The sequence below is a fragment of the Curtobacterium sp. WHRI 8282 genome (assembly GCF_040223925.2).
Lineage (GTDB): Bacteria > Actinomycetota > Actinomycetes > Actinomycetales > Microbacteriaceae > Curtobacterium > Curtobacterium flaccumfaciens.
This window is the reverse complement of record NZ_JBEHCD020000001.1, coordinates 1221133-1238883: the sequence shown is the minus strand read 5'-3', so window position 1 is coordinate 1238883 and position 17751 is coordinate 1221133. Positions and strand designations below refer to the sequence as shown.

At 71.5% G+C, this 17751-nt stretch carries 15 protein-coding genes and 1 tRNA gene; 14 read left to right on the top strand and 2 right to left on the bottom strand.

Translation table 11 applies throughout. The features are described 5' to 3' along the window. Positions 1–97 precede the first annotated feature (97 nt). From dinB to ABRP24_RS06120, 6 genes are all read left to right on the top strand, one after another. Complete coding sequence (gene dinB, locus ABRP24_RS06145; RefSeq protein WP_027465653.1) at positions 98–1342, top strand: DNA polymerase IV; 1245 nt, start codon at positions 98–100, stop codon at positions 1340–1342. Between the two features lie 188 nt (positions 1343–1530). Continuing rightward, positions 1531–3321: a DEAD/DEAH box helicase gene (locus ABRP24_RS06140; protein ID WP_027465652.1), complete on the top strand. Its 1791-nt coding sequence runs from the start codon at positions 1531–1533 to the stop codon at positions 3319–3321. A 7-nt stretch (positions 3322–3328) separates the two neighbouring features. Next, on the top strand, positions 3329–3538 hold the full coding sequence (locus ABRP24_RS06135; RefSeq protein WP_017887301.1) for a hypothetical protein: 210 nt from the start codon (positions 3329–3331) through the stop codon (positions 3536–3538). A 32-nt stretch (positions 3539–3570) separates the two neighbouring features. Continuing rightward, positions 3571–4899 (top strand): NAD(P)/FAD-dependent oxidoreductase, encoded by a 1329-nt coding sequence (locus ABRP24_RS06130; protein WP_232750097.1) that lies wholly within the window; start codon positions 3571–3573, stop codon positions 4897–4899. A gap of 156 nt (positions 4900–5055) precedes the next feature. After that, complete coding sequence (locus ABRP24_RS06125; RefSeq protein ID WP_349849160.1) at positions 5056–6195, top strand: zinc-dependent alcohol dehydrogenase; 1140 nt, start codon at positions 5056–5058, stop codon at positions 6193–6195. 11 nt (positions 6196–6206) lie between these two features. Continuing rightward, on the top strand, positions 6207–6791 hold the full coding sequence (locus ABRP24_RS06120; RefSeq protein ID WP_349849162.1) for a hypothetical protein: 585 nt from the start codon (positions 6207–6209) through the stop codon (positions 6789–6791). A 428-nt stretch (positions 6792–7219) separates the two neighbouring features. Here the strand turns inward: ABRP24_RS06120 and ABRP24_RS06115 are convergent. Then, positions 7220–7305 (bottom strand) — tRNA-Leu (locus ABRP24_RS06115). Positions 7306–7466: 161 nt separating this feature from the next. On the opposite strand from ABRP24_RS06115, the gene ABRP24_RS06110 reads away from it, so the two are divergent. The 3 genes from ABRP24_RS06110 (at position 7467) to mshC (ending at position 10929) form a co-directional block, all read left to right on the top strand. Beyond that, positions 7467–8795, top strand: coding sequence for a M20/M25/M40 family metallo-hydrolase (locus ABRP24_RS06110; RefSeq protein WP_301567119.1), 1329 nt, complete (start codon positions 7467–7469; stop codon positions 8793–8795). A 62-nt stretch (positions 8796–8857) separates the two neighbouring features. Continuing rightward, entirely contained in the window at positions 8858–9688 is an 831-nt protein-coding gene (locus ABRP24_RS06105; RefSeq protein WP_027465647.1) for an undecaprenyl-diphosphate phosphatase, read from the top strand. After that, positions 9685–10929: a cysteine--1-D-myo-inosityl 2-amino-2-deoxy-alpha-D-glucopyranoside ligase gene (gene mshC / locus ABRP24_RS06100; RefSeq protein WP_349849165.1), complete on the top strand. Its 1245-nt coding sequence runs from the start codon at positions 9685–9687 to the stop codon at positions 10927–10929. Before ABRP24_RS06105 ends, mshC begins: the two co-directional genes overlap by 4 nt. A 661-nt stretch (positions 10930–11590) precedes the next feature. On the opposite strand, the gene ABRP24_RS06095 is transcribed toward mshC, so the two are convergent. Next, a complete protein-coding gene (locus ABRP24_RS06095) occupies positions 11591–12514 on the bottom strand; it encodes a proteasome assembly chaperone family protein (protein ID WP_027465645.1) in 924 nt (307 codons plus the stop codon). Between the two features lie 147 nt (positions 12515–12661). Here ABRP24_RS06095 and ABRP24_RS06090 point away from each other — a divergent pair, with 147 nt between their 5' ends. From ABRP24_RS06090 to ABRP24_RS06070, 5 genes are all read left to right on the top strand, one after another. Beyond that, positions 12662–13411: an HAD family phosphatase gene (locus ABRP24_RS06090; protein WP_349849167.1), complete on the top strand. Its 750-nt coding sequence runs from the start codon at positions 12662–12664 to the stop codon at positions 13409–13411. After that, positions 13408–14628 carry a tRNA (adenine-N1)-methyltransferase gene (locus tag ABRP24_RS06085; RefSeq protein ID WP_349849169.1) on the top strand — a complete coding sequence of 407 codons (1221 nt, stop codon included), beginning with the start codon at positions 13408–13410 and terminating at the stop codon, positions 14626–14628. The genes ABRP24_RS06090 and ABRP24_RS06085 overlap by 4 nt, the downstream gene beginning before the upstream one ends. A gap of 42 nt (positions 14629–14670) precedes the next feature. Continuing rightward, positions 14671–15591: an FKBP-type peptidyl-prolyl cis-trans isomerase gene (locus ABRP24_RS06080; RefSeq protein WP_111056444.1), complete on the top strand. Its 921-nt coding sequence runs from the start codon at positions 14671–14673 to the stop codon at positions 15589–15591. Positions 15592–15662: 71 nt separating this feature from the next. After that, positions 15663–16715 (top strand): YafY family protein, encoded by a 1053-nt coding sequence (locus ABRP24_RS06075; protein WP_035808308.1) that lies wholly within the window; start codon positions 15663–15665, stop codon positions 16713–16715. Then, positions 16708–17679 (top strand): YafY family protein, encoded by a 972-nt coding sequence (locus tag ABRP24_RS06070; RefSeq protein ID WP_071244904.1) that lies wholly within the window; start codon positions 16708–16710, stop codon positions 17677–17679. The genes ABRP24_RS06075 and ABRP24_RS06070 overlap by 8 nt, the downstream gene beginning before the upstream one ends. Positions 17680–17751 lie beyond the last annotated feature (72 nt).

The window sequence follows — 17751 nt, the reverse complement described above, 5'->3', positions numbered from 1 at the left end:
ACCCGCGCCCCCTCGCACCACGTCCGGAACCTCGCACCGTCCGATCGCGATCGGCCCCGGGCACAGCGATGTCGGCGGTGCCTGGCATCATCTCGGTGTGAGCAAGCAGGACGGACGGAACCGCCTCGTCTCCGACGCACCGGTGGACGACGTCTCGGCGACCGTGCTGCACGTCGACATGGACGCCTTCTTCGCCTCCGTCGAACTGCTCGACCGCCCCGATCTCGTGGGCCTGCCGGTCATCGTCGGGCACGACTCCGACCGCTCCGTCGTCACCGCCGCCACCTACGAAGCGCGTCGCTACGGCGTCAACTCGGCGATGCCGATGGCCGTCGCCAAGCGGCGCTGCCCGAACGCCGTCATCGTCGAACCGCACTTCGAGAAGTACCGGGCGCAGTCCGCCGCGGTGATGGCGATCTTCGACCGGTTCACCCCGCGGGTCGAGCGCCTCGGCATCGACGAGGCGTTCCTCGACGTCGCCGGCGCCCTCCGGCTGTACGGCACCCCGTGGCAGATCGGCCAGGCCATCCGCCGCACGGTCCTCGCCGAGACCGGTCTGCACTGCTCCGTCGGCGCGGCGTCGACCAAGTTCGTCGCGAAGCTCGCCTCCAGCCGGTCGAAGCCCGACGGCCTGCTCGTGGTCCCCGCCGCCGACACCGTGGCGTTCCTGCACCCGCAGCCGGTGTCCGCGCTCTGGGGCGTCGGCGGCAAGACGCAGGAGACGCTCGAACGCCGGGGCATCCGCACGGTCGGCGACCTGGCGAACACCCCGCTCGGGTCGCTGGTGTCGGCACTCGGCCCGGCCGGCGGGCAGCGGCTGCACGACCTGTCCTGGGGTCGCGACCCCCGCGTGGTCGACACCGGCGTCGGCGAGAAGTCGATCGGGCACGAGGTCACGTTCGGCCGCGACCTGACCGAGCGCGACGACGTCGCCCGCGAACTCCTGCGCCTGGCCGACAAGGTCGCCGTCCGCCTGCGCCAGGCCGACGTGCAGGCCCGGACCGTGGCACTCAAGGTCCGCTACACCGACTTCACCACCCTGACCCGGTCGCGCACCCTGGCGGAGCCCACCGACGTCGCGAAGCGCCTGCACCGCGAAGCCGTCGAGCTGTACGACGTGCTGCACCGACCGGGCAACCAGATCCGGCTGATCGGGGTGCGTGGCGAGAACCTCGTGCCCGCGGCCGCCAGCAACGCCCTGTGGGACGACGACGCGCCGTGGCGTGACACCGAGACCACGGTCGACGCGGTCGCCGCACGCTTCGGCGCCGGCGTGCTGCGACCGGCATCCCTGGTCCGCCGGACCCCTGACGGCGGCGTCCCGCACGCTCGGCAGGACTGACGGTGGCGGTAGAATCGGGTTCAGTGAGCGCAGCGGAGTACGAAGACCAGCAGCCCGCCACGCTGTGGGCGGAGTCGGGTGACGACCAGTCCGGCGCAGGCGGATCGTCGTCGACGCACGACGGCAGCCCGGCACATCAAACCCAGGCGCAGGGTGACGCCGCCCGTGACGAAGCCGACGCCGCAGCCCTGGCCGAAGCGGCCGGCAACTCGGCCGTCCAGCACCTGTCGCCGGCGTTCCCGGACCGGGCCGCCTGGGGCACGGCGTCGAAGCTCCGCGCCTGGCAGATCGAAGCGCTCACGAAGTACTTCGAGAAGGAACCCCGCGACTTCCTCACGGCCGCTACCCCCGGCGCCGGCAAGACCACCTTCGCGCTGCGGCTGGCGACCGAGCTCCTTGCCCGCGGCACCGTCGACCGCATCGTCGTCGTGGCCCCGACCGAGCACTTGAAGCGCCAGTGGGCCGACTCCGCCGACCGTGTGGGCATCCGGATCGACCCGATGTTCAAGAACGGCGACGGCATGTTCGGCCGGCACTACCAGGGCGTCGCGATCACGTACGCCCAGGTCGGCATGAACCCCGAGGTGCACAAGCGCATCACCGAGGGTGGCCGCACCCTGGTCGTCCTCGACGAGGTCCACCACGGTGGCGACGCCCTGACGTGGGGCGACGGCATCAGAGAGGCGTTCTCCGGCGCCACCCGGCGGCTCTCGCTGTCGGGAACCCCGTTCCGGTCCGACACCGCACCGATCCCGTTCGTGCAGTACGCCCCCGACGAGCAGGGCATCCGCACCTCGATCTCCGACTACAACTACGGCTACGGCCGAGCCCTGAAGGACGGCGTCGTCCGCCCGGTGCTGTTCATGGCCTACGCCGGACAGATGCGCTGGAAGACCCGGATGGGCGACGAGATGTCGGCCTCCCTGGGTGAGCAGGTCACGAAGGACATCACGGCCCAGGCCTGGCGCACCGCGCTGTCACCCGAGGGCGAGTGGATGCCGGCCGTGCTCTCCGCCGCCGACAAGCGCCTGACCGAGGTACGTCGCGGTGTGCCCGACGCCGGCGGCCTCGTCATCGCCACCGACACCACCACGGCGCGCGCCTACGCCCGGATCCTGCAGCAGATCACGGGGGAGCGTCCCACCGTGGTGCTGTCCGACGAAGCCGCCGGGTCGAGCCGCATCAGCGCGTTCGCCGAGGACACTTCGCGCTGGATGGTCGCCGTCCGCATGGTCTCCGAGGGCGTCGACGTCCCGCGGCTCTGCGTCGGCGTGTACGCCACGAGCGCGAGCACGCCGCTGTTCTTCGCCCAGGTGATCGGCCGCTTCGTGCGTGCCCGTCGCCGCGGTGAGACCGCGAGTGTCTTCCTGCCGAGCGTCCCCGGCCTGATGGCCCTCGCCGCCACCCTCGAGCTCGAGCGCGATCACGCCCTCGACCGCCCGAAGGACGCCGACGACGGCATGTACAACCCCGAAGACGCGATGGTCGCCGAGGCCAACAAGGAAGACCGCGCGTCCGAGAGCCTGCTCGAGGTCCAGCCGTTCGAGGCGCTCGACTCGCAGGCGTCGTTCGACCGCGTCCTCTACGACGGCGGTGAGTTCGGCACCGGCGGCGAGGTCGGTTCCCTCGAGGAGCTCGACTTCATCGGCATCCCCGGGCTGCTCGAACCCGACCAGGTGCGCGACCTCCTGCGCGCCCGGCAGGCCACCCAGGCCAAGCGGTCCAAGGGCCGCACGGCCAAGGACGGCATGCCGAAGGCGCCCGAGCCCGACCGCCCGATGTACATGACGATCAAGGAGCAGCGCACCGAGCTCGCCCGGCTCGTGTCGATCTGGTCCCGGCACTCGAACGAACCGCACGGTGCGATCCACGCCGAACTCCGGCGGATCAGCGGTGGCCCGGCCGTGGCGCAGGCGAGCATCGAGCAGATCCAGAAGCGCATCGACATCCTGCGCTCCCGCATCGGCGGGCGACGGTGACCGCGGCGTGATCGAGCCGGTCGACGACCGCACCTGGTACGTCAAGCGCGACCCCGAGGCGTCACCCGAGGCGATCATCGACCGCTTCGGCGGCGGCTACCGACTGCGCCGCTTCTCGCTCACCGAGTCCCGCCGCACCCCGCACGGGGTGTTCACGGGGCCCGAACTGGCCGAGACCGCGTGGTGGCGGCTCCGCGACAGGCCGCGGAACTCATGACGCGCCAAGCCAAAGTCCGGTAGACCGGAGGAATGGCAGACTCGATCCCTCACGTCCTCGTCCTCGGCGGCGGCTCCGCTGGCTACACCACGGTCAAGCAGCTCCAGAAGCACGCGGCCACGGTGCCCATGCGCATCACGCTCGTGGACCAGAACACCTACTACACGTACCTGCCGTTCCTGCCCGAGGTCGCCGGTGGCCACATCGCGCCGAAGGACGTCACCGTCGAGCTGCGCCGTGCACTGCGCAAGACCCGGGTGATCCAGGGCAAGGTCACCGCGATCTCCTCGGCGGAAAAGACCGTCTCGATCGCGACCGCCGGCGGCGACGACCGCACCCTCGGCTACGACCACCTCGTCGTCGCCCTCGGTTCCGTCACCCGCACCTTCCCGACCCCCGGGCTCGAGGAGTACGGCGTCGGCTTCAAGAGCGTCGAAGAGGCCGCGTACGTGCGCGCCAAGCTCCTCGACAACATCGCGAAGGCCGCCGCCACCCGCGACGAGGACGAGCGTCGCCGTCTGCTGACCAGCGTCTTCGTCGGCGGTGGCTACACCGGCGTCGAGGCGATCGGTGAGCTGTTCGACGTGTCGCAGGCCGCCATCAAGACCTACCCGTCGCTCGCCGGCGAGCAGCCCCGCTGGGTGCTCATCGACGCCCTCGACCGCGTCGCGCCCGAGGTCGGCCCCGAGCTGTCCAAGTGGACGCTCGAGTCGCTCCGTGCCCGGGGCATCGACGTCCGCCTGAAGACCACCATGCCGAGCGCTGAAGGCGGTGTCGTCAAGTTCTCCGACGGCGACGAGTTCGCCACCGGTCTGCTCGTCTGGACTGCGGGCGTCAAGCCGAACCCGCTCCTCGACGCCTCCGACCTGCCGCGCGGGCCGAAGGGCCACCTCGCCGCGAACGCGAAGCTCCAGGTCGAGGCCGAGGACACCCACCAGGTCGTCGAGGGCGTCTGGGGTCTCGGTGACGTCGCGCAGGTGCCCGACCTGACCGCCGACAAGCAGCCGGCGTTCTACCCGCCGAACGCGCAGAACGCCGTGCGTCAGGCCGTGGTCGCCGCCGACAACATCGTCGCGACCATCACCGGCAAGCCGCTCGAGGAGTACCGCCACCCCTCCATCGGCACCGTCGCGTCGTACGGTGTCGGCAAGGGTGCCGCGAACATCAAGGGCATCAAGATGACCAACTTGCTCGCATGGCTCGCGCACCGCGCGTACCACGTGTACGCGATGCCGACCCTGAACCGGAAGGCCCGCATCATCATCGGCTGGATCACCGGTGCCGTGTCGGGTCGCGACGCGACCTCGCTCATCAAGGAAACCGATCCGCGACGCAACTTCGTCGAGGCGTCCAAGAGCTAGACGCACCCACAGATCGGGCGGGAGGCGCGGTGCCAGCTGGCACCGCGCCTCCCGTCCGTCTGTGCGGACGTCCACCGCCTGTCCGCCATCTGCGGTCCTGTGTCCGTTCCAACGTGGCGCGCGCCAGCGTGGACGCGACGAACGAGAGGAGCGTCCATGCGCGCCATGACGTACCGCGGCCCCTACCGGGTCCGCGTCGAGGAAAAACCGGACCCCCGGATCGAACACCCGAACGACGCGATCGTCAGGGTGGAACGGGCGGCGATCTGCGGGTCGGACCTGCACCTGTACCACGGCATGATGCCCGACACCCGCGTCGGGCACACGTTCGGCCACGAGTTCATCGGGGTCGTCGAGCAGATCGGCTCGTCCGTCGAGACCCTGTCGGTCGGGGACCGCGTGATGGTCCCGTTCAACATCTTCTGCGGGACGTGCTGGTTCTGCGCCCGCGGACTCTTCGCGAACTGCCACAACGTGAACCCGAACGCGACCGCGGTCGGCGGGATCTACGGGTACTCGCACACCACCGGCGGGTACGACGGCGGGCAGGCGGAGCGCGTGCGGGTGCCGTTCGCCGACGTCGGACCGCAGGTGATCCCGGACTGGCTCGACGACGACGACGCCCTCCTCATGACGGACGCACTGAGCACCGGGTACTTCGGGGCGCAGCTGGCGTCGATCCGAGAGGGCGACACCGTCGTGGTGCTCGGTGCCGGGCCGGTCGGACTGTTCTCCGCGGCGTCGGCGTGGTTCATGGGAGCCGGCCGGGTGATCGTCGTCGACCAGCTCGAGTACCGGCTCGAGAAGGCCCGGAGCTTCGCGCACGCCGAGACGATCAACTTCGCCGAGGTCGACGACGTCGTGCTCGAGATGAAGAAGCAGACCGACTTCCTGGGGGCGGACAGCGTGATCGACGCCGTCGGAGCCGAGGCGGACGGCAACTTCACCCAGCAGGTCACCGCCTCGAAGCTGAAGCTGCAGGGCGGTTCCCCGACGGCGCTCAACTGGGCGATCGACGGCGTCCGCAAGGGCGGCACGGTCTCGGCGGTCGGTGCGTACGGGCCGATCCCGAGCGCGGTGAAGTTCGGGGACGCGATGAACAAGGGCGTCACGATCCACACGAACCAGGCGCACGTGAAGCGCCAGTGGCCGCGGTTGCTCGAGCACATCCAGGCCGGGCACTTCAAGCCCAGCGACATCATCACGCACCGCATCCCCCTCGAGCACATCGCCGAGGGCTACCACCTGTTCTCGTCCAAGCTCGACGGTTGCATCAAGACCGTCGTCGTGCCGTGAGGAGGCCCGACATGTCCGACCACACCCCGTACATCGCCGATCCACCCCGACGGGTGCCGTCCGCCGAGGAGCTCCGTGCCCGCATCCCGGGGTGGGGGAGCGACCTCGACCCGGCAGACCGGCCGTCCGTGCCGAAGCTCTCGCGCTCGGCCGGCGCCGCGACCGGTGCCCACTGGGACCTCCCGCCGCAGCAGGACGGTGCGCACGGCCGGGAGCGATCGATCGAGCACGCCCACGTGACGCCGGTGTTCGGCACCGCGCAGCCCCTCCGAGGGGTGCCGGGAGCGGTGCGGCGCCTGGCGTACGCGAGGTTCAGCGAGGGGCGCCTGGCGCACTGGATGCTGCTCGTCGTCGGGGACCGCCTGGACGTCGCGACGCACCGGGTGACCGATGCGCTCCGGGGTCGGCCGGACCGGATGATCAGCGAGACCGGCGTCGCGGCGGAGCGTGGGAACCACCCCGTTGCGTCGCGCCTGGGGTCGAGTCGGTCGGACTGGCGGCACCAGGTGCTCGACCCGGTGGTCGCGAACTGGGGATGGCTCGCGGCGCTCGGTGCCGTGGTGCTGGTGGTGCGGCGGGTGCGCCGCTCGCGCTGACCGTGCGCGCCGCCGGGCCGCCGGGCTTGCACCATGGTGCGGCGTTGCCCACTCGGTGCGACCTTGTTCCGTCACACGGAGTGCGCAACGTCGCACCGGCCCGTGACGTGCGCACGTTCCGGCCTGGAGGCGCGTTGCGGCCCCGCCCCGCGCCTCCAGTCCGCACGTCCCGCGTCCACCGCCCGCCCTCCTGCCCCCGGTCTCGCCGCCCCGAGCGCAGCAGGGCGGCGGCCTCAATGGCCCTGAGCGCAGCGAGGTGGCGCGGAGATCGCCCTGAGCGCAGCGAAGTGGCGCGGAGATCGCCCTGAGCGCAGCGAAGTGGCGCCCCAGAGGCGGTGACGCCCTGAGCGCAGCGATGGCGGCACTCGCCGGGAAGACACAACAGAAAATGCCCCCCGACCGAAAGGTCAGGGGGCACGCATTTCCTGTGTCCGAGAGGGGACTTGAACCCCTACGCCCTAATACGGGCACTAGCACCTCAAGCTAGCGCGTCTACCAATTCCGCCACCCGGACAGGGTGTCTGGTGTCTGTTTCCCGGGTTGAACCCGGCGTTCCTGCCGAGAGAAGACACTAGCACGGGTCTGAACGCGCGATGAACACGGTCGCGCATCCCGGGCGAGTCCTGCGTGTCGGGCTTCGGCGTCGGGGTCGGTGCCGACCGATACCGTGGAGCCATGACGAACCCGGAGCCCTCCGAGCCGCAGTCCGTGCCCGAGCTCGAGGCCACCGCGGCGATCGCCCGCGACCTCATCCGCATCGACACGACGAACTGGGGCGAGGGGAAGTCCCGTGGGGAGACCGAGGCGGCCCACTACGTCGAGGACAAGCTCCGCGCGCTGGGTCTCGAGCCGCAGTTGTTCGAGTCCGAGCCGGACCGGGTGAGCGTCGTGGCGCGGGTGCCCGGCCGGAACCGTGACAAGCCGGCGCTCGTGGTGCACGGGCACCTCGACGTCGTGCCGGCCGACCCGGCGAACTGGTCGGTCGACCCGTTCGGTGGCGTGGTCAAGGACGGATCGCTGTGGGGTCGGGGCGCCGTCGACATGAAGAACATGGACGCGATGATGCTCACGTCGCTGGCCGACGTCATCGAGCAGCACGGTGCGCCGGAGCGTGACCTGGTGATCGCGTACTTCGCCGACGAAGAGGCCGGGGGAGTCCTGGGGTCCCACCACGTGGTCGACCAGCACCCCGAGGTCTTCGCGGGGGCGTCGGCGGCGATCAGCGAGGTCGGCGGGTACTCGATCACGCTCGGTGACCGTCGCGCCTACCTGCTGCAGACCGGCGAGAAGGCGCTGATGTGGGTGAAGCTGATCGCGCGCGGCACCGCCGCCCACGGCTCGCACGTGATCCGCGACAACGCTGTCACGAAGCTCGCGGCGGCGGTCGCCCGGATCGGCAGCGAGGAGTGGCCCGTCCGGCTCTCGGCCACGACGGACGCGATGGTCGCCGAGGTGGCGCGGTTCCTCGGGGTCGACCCGACGGTCACCGGCCCGGACGAGGTCGCCCTGGCCACCGGCTCGGCATCGCGGTTCATCCACGCCGCGCTGCACACCACGTCGAACCCGACGGTGCTGACCGCCGGCTACAAGCACAACGTGATCCCGGACACCGCCGAGGCCCTGGTCGACATCCGCTGCCTGCCGGGTGACGAGGAGACCGTGCTCGAGCGGGTGCGGGAGCTCGCCGGGCCCGACGTCGAGGTGGTCATGTCGTTCCGCGACATCGGCCTCGAGCAGGACTTCGGCGGCCCGCTGGTCGACGCCGTCCGCGACGTCCTCGATCGGCACGACCCGGGCGCACCGGTCCTGCCGTACCTGCTGTCCGGCGGCACCGACAACAAGGCGCTCTCGACGCTCGGCATCGCGGGGTACGGGTTCGTGCCGCTGCAGCTGCCGGCCGGTGTCGACTTCCCCGCGATGTTCCACGGCGTGGACGAGCGGGTGCCGCTCGACTCGCTGGCGTTCGGTCGGCGGGTGCTGGCCGACCTGCTCGCCACGTACTGATATTGTTCGTGGTCGCCGTCGTGGCGGTGCCCTGACCGACCTCCCCCTGAAAGGCCCGTGCGATGCACATCCTCGAGGCGATCTTCCTCGGCTTCGTCCAGGGGCTCACCGAGTTCCTGCCGGTGTCCTCCAGCGCGCACCTGCGCATCGTGGGGCTCTTCCTGCCCGACGCGAAGGACCCCGGTGCGGCCTTCACCGCCGTGACGCAGCTCGGCACCGAGACCGCGGTGCTCATCTACTTCTGGAAGGACATCACCCGGATCATCGGGCGGTGGTTCCGGTCGGTGGTCAAGCGTGACGTGCCGAAGGGCGACCCCGACGTCCGCCTCGGCTGGCTCGTGATCCTCGGCACGATCCCGATCGGGGTCGCCGGGCTGCTGCTCAAGGACTCGATCGAGACCACCTTCCGGTCCCTCTGGATCGTCGCGATCGTCCTCATCGTCTTCGGTGTCGTGCTCGGGGTGCTCGACCGTGTCGGCCGCAAGGAGCGGCGCATCGAGCAGATGACGTTCCGCGGTGGTCTGCTCATCGGCCTGGCGCAGATGCTCGCCCTGGTGCCCGGTGTGTCCCGTTCCGGTGCGACCGTGTCGATGGGGCTCGCCCTCGGGTACACCCGACCCGCCGCTGCGCGCTTCGCGTTCCTGCTGGCGATCCCGGCGGTGTTCCTGTCCGGGTTCTACGAGGCCGCGACGAGCCTCGGCGACCACGGTTCGCCGTTCGGACTCGCCGACACGCTCATCGCCACCGTCGTCGCGTTCGTGGTCGGGTTCGTCGTGATCGCGGCGTTCATGAACTACATCAGCAAGCGCAGCTTCATGCCCTTCGTCGTCTACCGGATCGCACTCGGTATCGTGCTCATCGTGTTGTTGTCGCTCGGAGTGATCCAGCCGTGAGGGCCTGGCAGGCCCCATCCGTCCCCGACGTCCCCGGCGCCGCGCCCCGACCGGTCGTCCACGACACCGCAACGGGCAAGCCGGTGGACCCCGCCCGCGACGAGGACCGCGCTGCGCTGTACGTCTGCGGCATCACGCCGTACGACGCCACGCACCTCGGCCACGCGGCGACCTACCTGGCGTTCGACACGCTCGGCCGCGCCTGGCGTGACGCGGGGCTCGACGTCGAGTACGCGCAGAACGTCACCGACGTGGACGACCCGCTGCTCGAGCGTGCCGCCCGCGACGGCGTCGACTGGCGTGCCCTGGCGGCTGAGCAGGTCGACCTGTTCCGCCGCGACATGGAGTCGCTGCGGATCCTGCCGCCGGACGACTTCGTGGCCGTCACCGACGAGGTCGAGCGCGTCGCCGAGGCGGTCTCGTTCCTGCAGGAGTCCGGCTACGCGTACGAGGTCCCGACCGACGGCGCCGAGGGCGACGACCTGTACTTCGACGTGAACCGCCCCACCGACGCGTGGACCCTCGGTGACGAGAGCGGCCTGGACCGCGAGACGATGCTCGCCCTCGCTGCCGAACGCGGCGGCGACCCGGGACGTCCGGGCAAGCGGGATCCGCTCGACCCGCTGCTGTGGCGCGCCGCGCGCGACGGCGAACCGGCCTGGGACACCGAGATCGGCCCCGGTCGCCCCGGCTGGCACATCGAGTGCAGCGTCATCGCCGGTGACCGTCTCGGGCTGCCGATCAGCGTGCAGGGCGGCGGGAGCGACCTGGTCTTCCCGCACCACGAGATGAGCGCCGGGCACGCAGCCGCCCTCGCGCACCAGCCCCTCGCGAACGCCTTCGTGCACACCGGGATGATCGCCTACCAGGGCACGAAGATCTCGAAGTCGCTCGGCAACCTCGTCACCGTGCGCGGGCTGCTCGACGACGGCGCCGACCCCCGGGCGATCCGGCTCGCACTGCTGTCGCACAAGTACTCCGACGACTGGGAATGGTTCGACACCGAGCTGACGAGTGCCCAGACACGGCTCGCCGGCTGGGATGCCTGGGCCTCGGGAGCCTCCGCCGGGCACGCCGACGACGCAGCGGACGTCGCGGCACGAATCCGCGCACGGGTCTCCGACGACCTCGACACCCCCGGTGCCGTCGCCGCCGTCGACACGGCGATCGCGGGCGGTACGGCGTGCACGGCGGAGCTCCTCGACCTGATCGACGCGCTGCTCGGCATCCGCCTGGCCTGACCTCGGTGCACCGGCCGTCGCGCCTGTGCTGCGACCGTCCGCGGAGTGGTCGTGACACGTCGCGTGCGTGCTGCCCAGGGGTCAGGAACTGTCGTCCGGGCGGGCCGCAGCCGACAGTTCGCGACCACTCGCCGGAGGTGACCGGTGTGTCGTGACCGTTCGCGTCCGCCGGACGGGAGGCCCGAGGCAGGCCGGCCCCGCGCCTCCCGTCCGCGGAGTGGTCGCGACACGTCGCGTGCGTGCCGCCGAGGGGTCAAGAACTGTCGTCCGGCCGGGCCGCAGCCGACAGTTCGTGACCACTTGCCGGAGGTGAGCGGGGTGTCCTGGCCGCGCGGCGAGTGGCCGCGACACGCCGCGTGCACGCTGCCGACGGGTCAGGAACTGTCGCCTGGGCGGGCTGCAGCCGACAGTTCGTGACCACTCGCCGGACGTGAGCGGGGCGTCTTGACCGTTCGCGTTGGCCGGACAGGAGGCCCGTGGCGGTCCTGCCCCGTGCCTCCCGTCCGCGGAGTGGTCGCGACGCGTCGCGTGCGTGCGGCCGAGGGGTCAGGAACTGTCGCTCGGGCGGGCCGCAGCCGACAGTTCGTGACCACTCGCCGGACGTGAGCGGGGCGTCTTGACCGCACGCCCCCACGGACGGGAGGCCGTCAGTGGGTGACGGCTACTGCTGGGGCCGCCACGGGCCCTCGCCACCGGCGGTGCCGCCGTCCTTGCCGTCCTTGCGCTCACGGCGACGGAGGTACTGCTCGAACTCCTGCGCGATGGCGTCGCCCGAGGCCTCGGGGGAATCGACCGTGTCGCGCGCCTGCTCGAGCTGCCCGATGTAGGACGCCATGTCCTCGTCGTCGGCGGCGAGGGCGTCGATGCCCTCTTCCCACTCGGTGGCGTCGTCGAGCAGCGACCCGCGCGGCACCGTGACGTCCGTGAGCTCCTCGATCTTGTCGAGCAGCGACAGCGTGGCCTTCGGCGAGGGCGAGTTGTGCACGTAGTGCGGCACCGAGGCCCACAGGGACAGCGTGGTCAGCCCGGCCTTGTCCATCGCGTCGGCGAGGACCCCGAGGATGCCGGTCGGGCCCTCGTACGAGGACTTGTCGACGTCGAACGCGGCGCGGACCCCGGCGTTCTCGCTCGACACGAAGACCGAGATCGGTCGGGTGTGCGGGACGTCGGCGAGCATGGCGCCGACGAAGACGACTGCGTCGATCGAGTAGACGTCCGCCAGGTCGATGATCTCCGAGCAGAAGCCCCGCCAGGTGCGCGAGGGTTCCGGACCGACGAGCACGAAGACGTCACGGTCGGTGGGGGAGCCGGTGGCACCGATGACCGGACGCCCCTCGGCTCCGGGGCCGTGCAGCACGATCCGGGGCCACTGCACGCCGCGGTCGCCGTTGTCGTCGGTGCCGACGGTGGGCCGGTTGAACTGGTAGTCGACGTACCGCTCGCCGTCGAGTTCGCGCAGCTCGTCGAGCCCGAGGGACTCGACGATGCGACGCGCCAGACCGCTCGCGGCCTCGCCGGCGTCGTTCCAGCCCTCGAAGGCGACGACGAGCAAGCGACCGTCGCTGAAGGGGGAGTGCTGTGGCACGGAGCGGACCTCCTGGTGGTGGAGCGGAGCGGGGCGGGAGCGATGCCCCCGGCCGGACACGATTCAGGCATCCACTGTAGGCCCAGGGGGTGTCGGCGCACGTGCGCGTCCGCGCCCAGCGGAACGGCCCCGGTAGACTCGTCGCCCGTGACCGCGCATCCTCCTGCCCTCGTCCCGCCCGCAGCCGTGCTGTGGGACATGGACGGCACGATCATCGACACCGAGCCGATCTGGCAGCGGTCCCAGGTCTACCTGACGAACCGCTACGGCGCCGAGTGGACCCACGAGGACGGGCTGTCCCTGGTGGGCAGCGGTCTCGAGCGCTCCGGTGAGCTCCTGCGTGCCAAGGGCGTCGACATGGAGGTCGAGGAGATCATCCAGTGGATGACCGACTACGTGATGGAGCACCTGCGCGCCGGTGAACTGCCGTGGCGGCCGGGTGCCCGTGAGCTCGTCGAGGAGCTCCACGCCCGCGGCATCCCGACCGCCCTGGTCACCATGTCCCGTCGCAAGATGGCGCTCGTCGCCGCCGAGGCCCTGGGCGAGCGCGGCTTCCGCGTCGTCGTGGCCGGCGACGACGTCGACCGCCCGAAGCCGTTCCCGGACGCGTACCTGTCCGCCGCCGCGCAGCTCGGCGTCGAGCCCACCGCGTGCGTCGCGATCGAGGACTCCGCCACCGGCGTCGCGTCGGCCGTCGCGTCCGGCGCCGTCACGGTCGCCGTCGAGCACATCGTCCCGCTGTCCGAGATCGCCGGCGGCGACGTGCACCTGACCACCCTGGCGGGGGTCGATGTCGACCGGCTGGTCGAGTTGACGACGCCGGCACTGGCCGCACGGACTGGAGGCGCGGTGCCGGACCCGGCGCACGCTGCGGACACCGAAGGGGTCACCCGATGAGCCACACCGACGACGCACGCGACGAGGCGGACGCGGGCCGCGCCTCCAGTCCGACCGCGGACCCGACCGCAGCGCTCCCGCACACCGCGGGCGGCGCACCGCACACGCCGCCGCGCGGCCCGTTCCGGGCCGGCGACCGCGTCCAGCTGACCGGTCCCAAGGGCAAGCTCACGACGCTGTCGCTCGAGACCGCGGGTGAGTACCACACGCACCGCGGGGTGCTCCGGCACGACGACGTCATCGGGCAGCCCGACGGCTCGGTCATCCGGGCGAGCACCGGTGACGAGTACCTCGCACTCCGCCCGCTGCTCAACGACTACGTGATGTCGATGCCGCGTGGCGCCGCGATCGTCTACCCGAAGGACGCGGCGCAGATCGTGGCCTTCGCGGACGTCTTCCCCGGGGCCCGCGTGGTCGAGGCCGGCGTCGGCTCGGGGGCGCTGTCGCTGTTCCTGCTCCGCGCGATCGGCCCGACCGGGCAGCTGCAGTCGTTCGAGCGCCGCGAGGAGTTCGCGGCGATCGCGAAGGGCAACGTCGGCACGTTCCTCGGCGCCGTCCCGGACAACTGGGCCGTCACCGTCGGTGACCTCGTCGAGTCGCTGCCCGACGCGACCGAGCCGCAGAGCGTCGACCGCGTCGTGCTCGACATGCTCGCGCCGTGGGAGTGCGTGGACGCCGCCGCCGACGCCCTCGTGCCCGGCGGGCTCATCGTCTGCTACGTCGCGACCGTCACGCAGCTGTCCCGCACGGCCGAGGCCCTGCGTGACACCGGACGCTTCACCGACCCGATGCCGAGCGAGACCCTGGTGCGCACCTGGCACGTCGAGGGCCTCGCCGTCCGCCCGGACCACCGCATGGTCGGGCACACCGGGTTCCTCATCACGGCACGACGCCTGGCGGACGGCACCGTGCTGCCGAACCTGAAGCGCCGCGCGGGCAAGGCGGAGTTCTCGGACGAGGACATCGAGGCCTGGACCCCGGGCGCCGTGGGCGAGCGGGCGACGAGTGACAAGAAGCTCCGCAAGGTGGCTCGGCAGTCGGCGGCGCAGGCGCGCAAGGTCGCAGCGGCCGAGGCGTCGTCGGCGGTGGATGGTGCTGCGGCGCCGTCCGGGGCCGTCGAGGCTCCGTCGGACGCTGCTGCGGCTCCGTCGGGCGCTGCTGCGGCTCCGTCGGATGCCGCTGCAGCTCCGTCCGGGGCCGTCGAGGACGAACGGTAGGCTGACGGCGTGCCCGTCCTGCATCGAACGGAAAGAGGGTCCGTGCGCACCATCCCCGCACTCCTGGTCACCATCGGTCTCGCGGTGTCGCTCACCGCCTGCGCCTCGAACGGTGCCGGCACCACGCCCTCGAGCTGTGCCGCTCCCGGCGCCGCGTCCGAAGCGGTGACCGCCACCGGCAAGTTCGGCTCGGAGCCGAAGGTCAACGTGCCGAAGGGCCTGACCACCAAGGGCACGCAGGTGTCCGTGCTGAAGCAGGGCAGCGGTCGCACGATCGACGACGGCACCCCCGTCCTGGTCGAGTACACCCTGGTCGACGGCTCCACGGGCGAGGTCGCCCAGACGAGCGGCTACTCGGGCCAGACGGCACCGATCACCGCCGGTGCGAGCAACTACGGGGCCCTCGGTGCCTCGCTGCAGTGCGCCCACGTGGGCGACCGCCTGGCGGTGGCCCTGCCAAAGAGCGCCCTGAGCAGCACCGACGGAACCGGCGGCAGCTCCTCGTCGAAGAAGACCGAGGACGCTGTGATCGCCGTCATCGACGTCAAGCGCGCGTTCGACGCCCGCGCCACCGGCACCCCGCAGCTCGCCGGCGACAAGATGCCGGCCGTGGTGCTCGCACCCTCCGGCGCCCCCGGCATCACGATCCCGTCGTGGAGCGCGCCGAAGTCGAACGAGACGCACCTGCTCCGCAAGGGCGACGGTCGCGAGCTCACCGCGAAGGACACCGCGGTCATCAAGTACACCGCCGTCACCTGGGGTGCCGACCCGTCCGTCGCCGGCTCCAGCTGGACCGACGGTTCCGGCGCGCAGGCCATCCCGCTCACCAAGGGCCAGGTCGACGAAGGCGTCCGGACCGCGATCGTCGGGCACCACGTCGGCGACCAGGTCCTGGCCATCGTCAACCAGCAGGGGACCGCGTACGCGTACGTGATCGACGTCCTCGGGGCGATCTCGAACTGACCCGGGCGGACCGTCCACGGACCGCGGCGCGGGTGCACTCCGGTGCACCCGCGCTGCCGTAGGATCGGCTCGTGCCAGCGACCCGTGTGCCCCGTGTGCCCGCCGAGGAGCGGCTGTTCAGCCTCGTGCTCGCGCTGCTCTCGACGGAGTCCGGGCTGACCAAGGCCGAGATCCTGGCCAACGTGCAGGGGTACCGGCAGCGGTTCTCGACCGGTGGCGACAACGCCTCGCTCGAGCGCCAGTTCGAACGCGACAAGGACGACGTCCGCGAGCTCGGCATCCCCCTCGAGACCATCGAGACCCCGGGTGCCGCGGGCAACAACCAGACGCTCCGGTACCGGATCCCGAAGGGCGAGTACGACCTGCCCGTCGACGTCCGCTTCACCCCGGACGAATCCGCGTTGCTCTCCCTGGCCGCGATGGCCTGGCGCGAAGGCGCACTGTCCGCCGACTCCCGTCGTGGCCTGCTGAAGGTCCGCTCGGCCGGTGCCGAGGACGACGACGGTGCCCTGCAACTCGGGGTCGACGCGTACGCTCCGCGGCTCCGCGCCCGTGATGCCTCGTTCGAGCCGCTCCGTTCCGCGCTCGACCGCGGTGCTGCCGTCCGCTTCGACTACATCACGCCGGGGCAGCACGACGCCCGTCGGCGCGAAGTGGCTCCACTCGCCCTGGTGCAGCACGGCGGCCGGTGGATGCTCGCCGCCCACGAGTTCGCGACGGACTCGGACAAGAACTACCTGCTGGCCCGCATCGTCGGACCCGTCACCCAGTACGAGGTCGGGCAGCACACCGCTCCCGTCGGCGCGGGGGAGCGCACCCTCGCCGAGCTCGAGCGGATCTGGGCCGAGCGCACCGCGCGCATCGCCGTGACGCCGGGTTCCGACGCCGAACGCCGACTGACCCGTCGCCGCGACACCGAGACCGACGCCGACGGCGCGCTCGTGCTGCACCACGTCGACCCGCAGATCCTCGCCGAGGAACTCGCCGCCTTCGGGCCCGAGGTCCGGGTGCTCGAGCCCGACGACCTGCGGGCACGGGTCGACGAGCGCCTCCGTGCACTCGTGCGCGACCACACCGACGACGATCGTGCCGCAGCCCCCGGAGAGGACCCCGTTCGTGGCTGACGCCCAACCCCTGCAGGCGCAGGACAAGCTCGCGTTCCTGCTCGCCCTGGTGCCGTACCTGATCGACCGCGAGCGGGTCTCGGTGGCCGAGGCCGCTCGGCACTTCGGTGTGCCCGAGGCCCGGATCCGGCGCGCCGTCGAACTCATCGCGGTGTCCGGGGTGCCCGGCGAGACGATGCAGTACCAGCACGGCGACCTGTTCGACATCGCCTGGGACGACTTCGACCAGAACGACATGATCGTGCTGACCAACCTGGTGGCGATCGACGACTCACCGCGCCTGTCGGCTCGTGAGGCATCGGCGCTCATCGCCGGCCTGCAGTACCTGTCCGCGCTGCCCGAGGCCGCCGACCGTGACGCCATCCGCGCGCTCATGGCCAAGCTGTCCCGCGGTGCCGGGGGAGCGGCGTCGACCGTCGCCGTCGGGCAGGACCTGCACGACGTCGCCCTCGCCACCATCCGCCGGGCGATGTCCGACGGCCGCGGCCTGGTCTTCGAGTACGCCGGACCGCGGACCCAGGGCGGCACCCGACGGGTCGATCCGCTCCGGGTCGAGTCCATCGACACCGACTGGTACCTGCGCGCGTGGGACCTCGACCGGCAGGCGCTCCGGACGTTCCGGCTCGACCGGATGTCGGAGGCGCGCGTCGACGACCGCCCGGCCGAGAAGACCATCGACCAGGTCGTGATCCCGGACACGCTGTTCCAGCAGGCCGCCGACGACGTCATCGTCACGGTGGAACTCGATTCGACGTCGCTGCCCCTGGTCGCCGACTTCCTGTCCGACACCGCCGACGCGCCCGACGGTGACGGTCGTGTGCGCATCCGGCTCGCGGCGTCGCACGGGTTCGACGGCGTGGTCCGGCTCGTCGCGGGGTTGCCGGGTCGTGCCGTGGTGCTCGACCCGCCCGCGGCCCGTGACGCCGTGCGCGACTTCGCAGCCGCGGCCCTCGCTGCGGGCTGAGGTCTGCCGCTGCGGCCCGTCCGAGCGCTGCACGTTCCGACCAGGTACGCCCGATCCTGCACGGTGGGCTTC

Coding starts and splice junctions, on each gene's coding strand:
- ABRP24_RS06110 (WP_301567119.1), top strand. CDS start 7,467: ATGACGAACCCGGAGCCCTCCGAGCCGCAGTCCGTGCCCGAGCTCGAG.
- ABRP24_RS06125 (WP_349849160.1), top strand. CDS start 5,056: ATGCGCGCCATGACGTACCGCGGCCCCTACCGGGTCCGCGTCGAGGAA.
- ABRP24_RS06105 (WP_027465647.1), top strand. CDS start 8,858: ATGCACATCCTCGAGGCGATCTTCCTCGGCTTCGTCCAGGGGCTCACC.
- ABRP24_RS06130 (WP_232750097.1), top strand. CDS start 3,571: ATGGCAGACTCGATCCCTCACGTCCTCGTCCTCGGCGGCGGCTCCGCT.
- ABRP24_RS06120 (WP_349849162.1), top strand. CDS start 6,207: ATGTCCGACCACACCCCGTACATCGCCGATCCACCCCGACGGGTGCCG.
- ABRP24_RS06085 (WP_349849169.1), top strand. CDS start 13,408: ATGAGCCACACCGACGACGCACGCGACGAGGCGGACGCGGGCCGCGCC.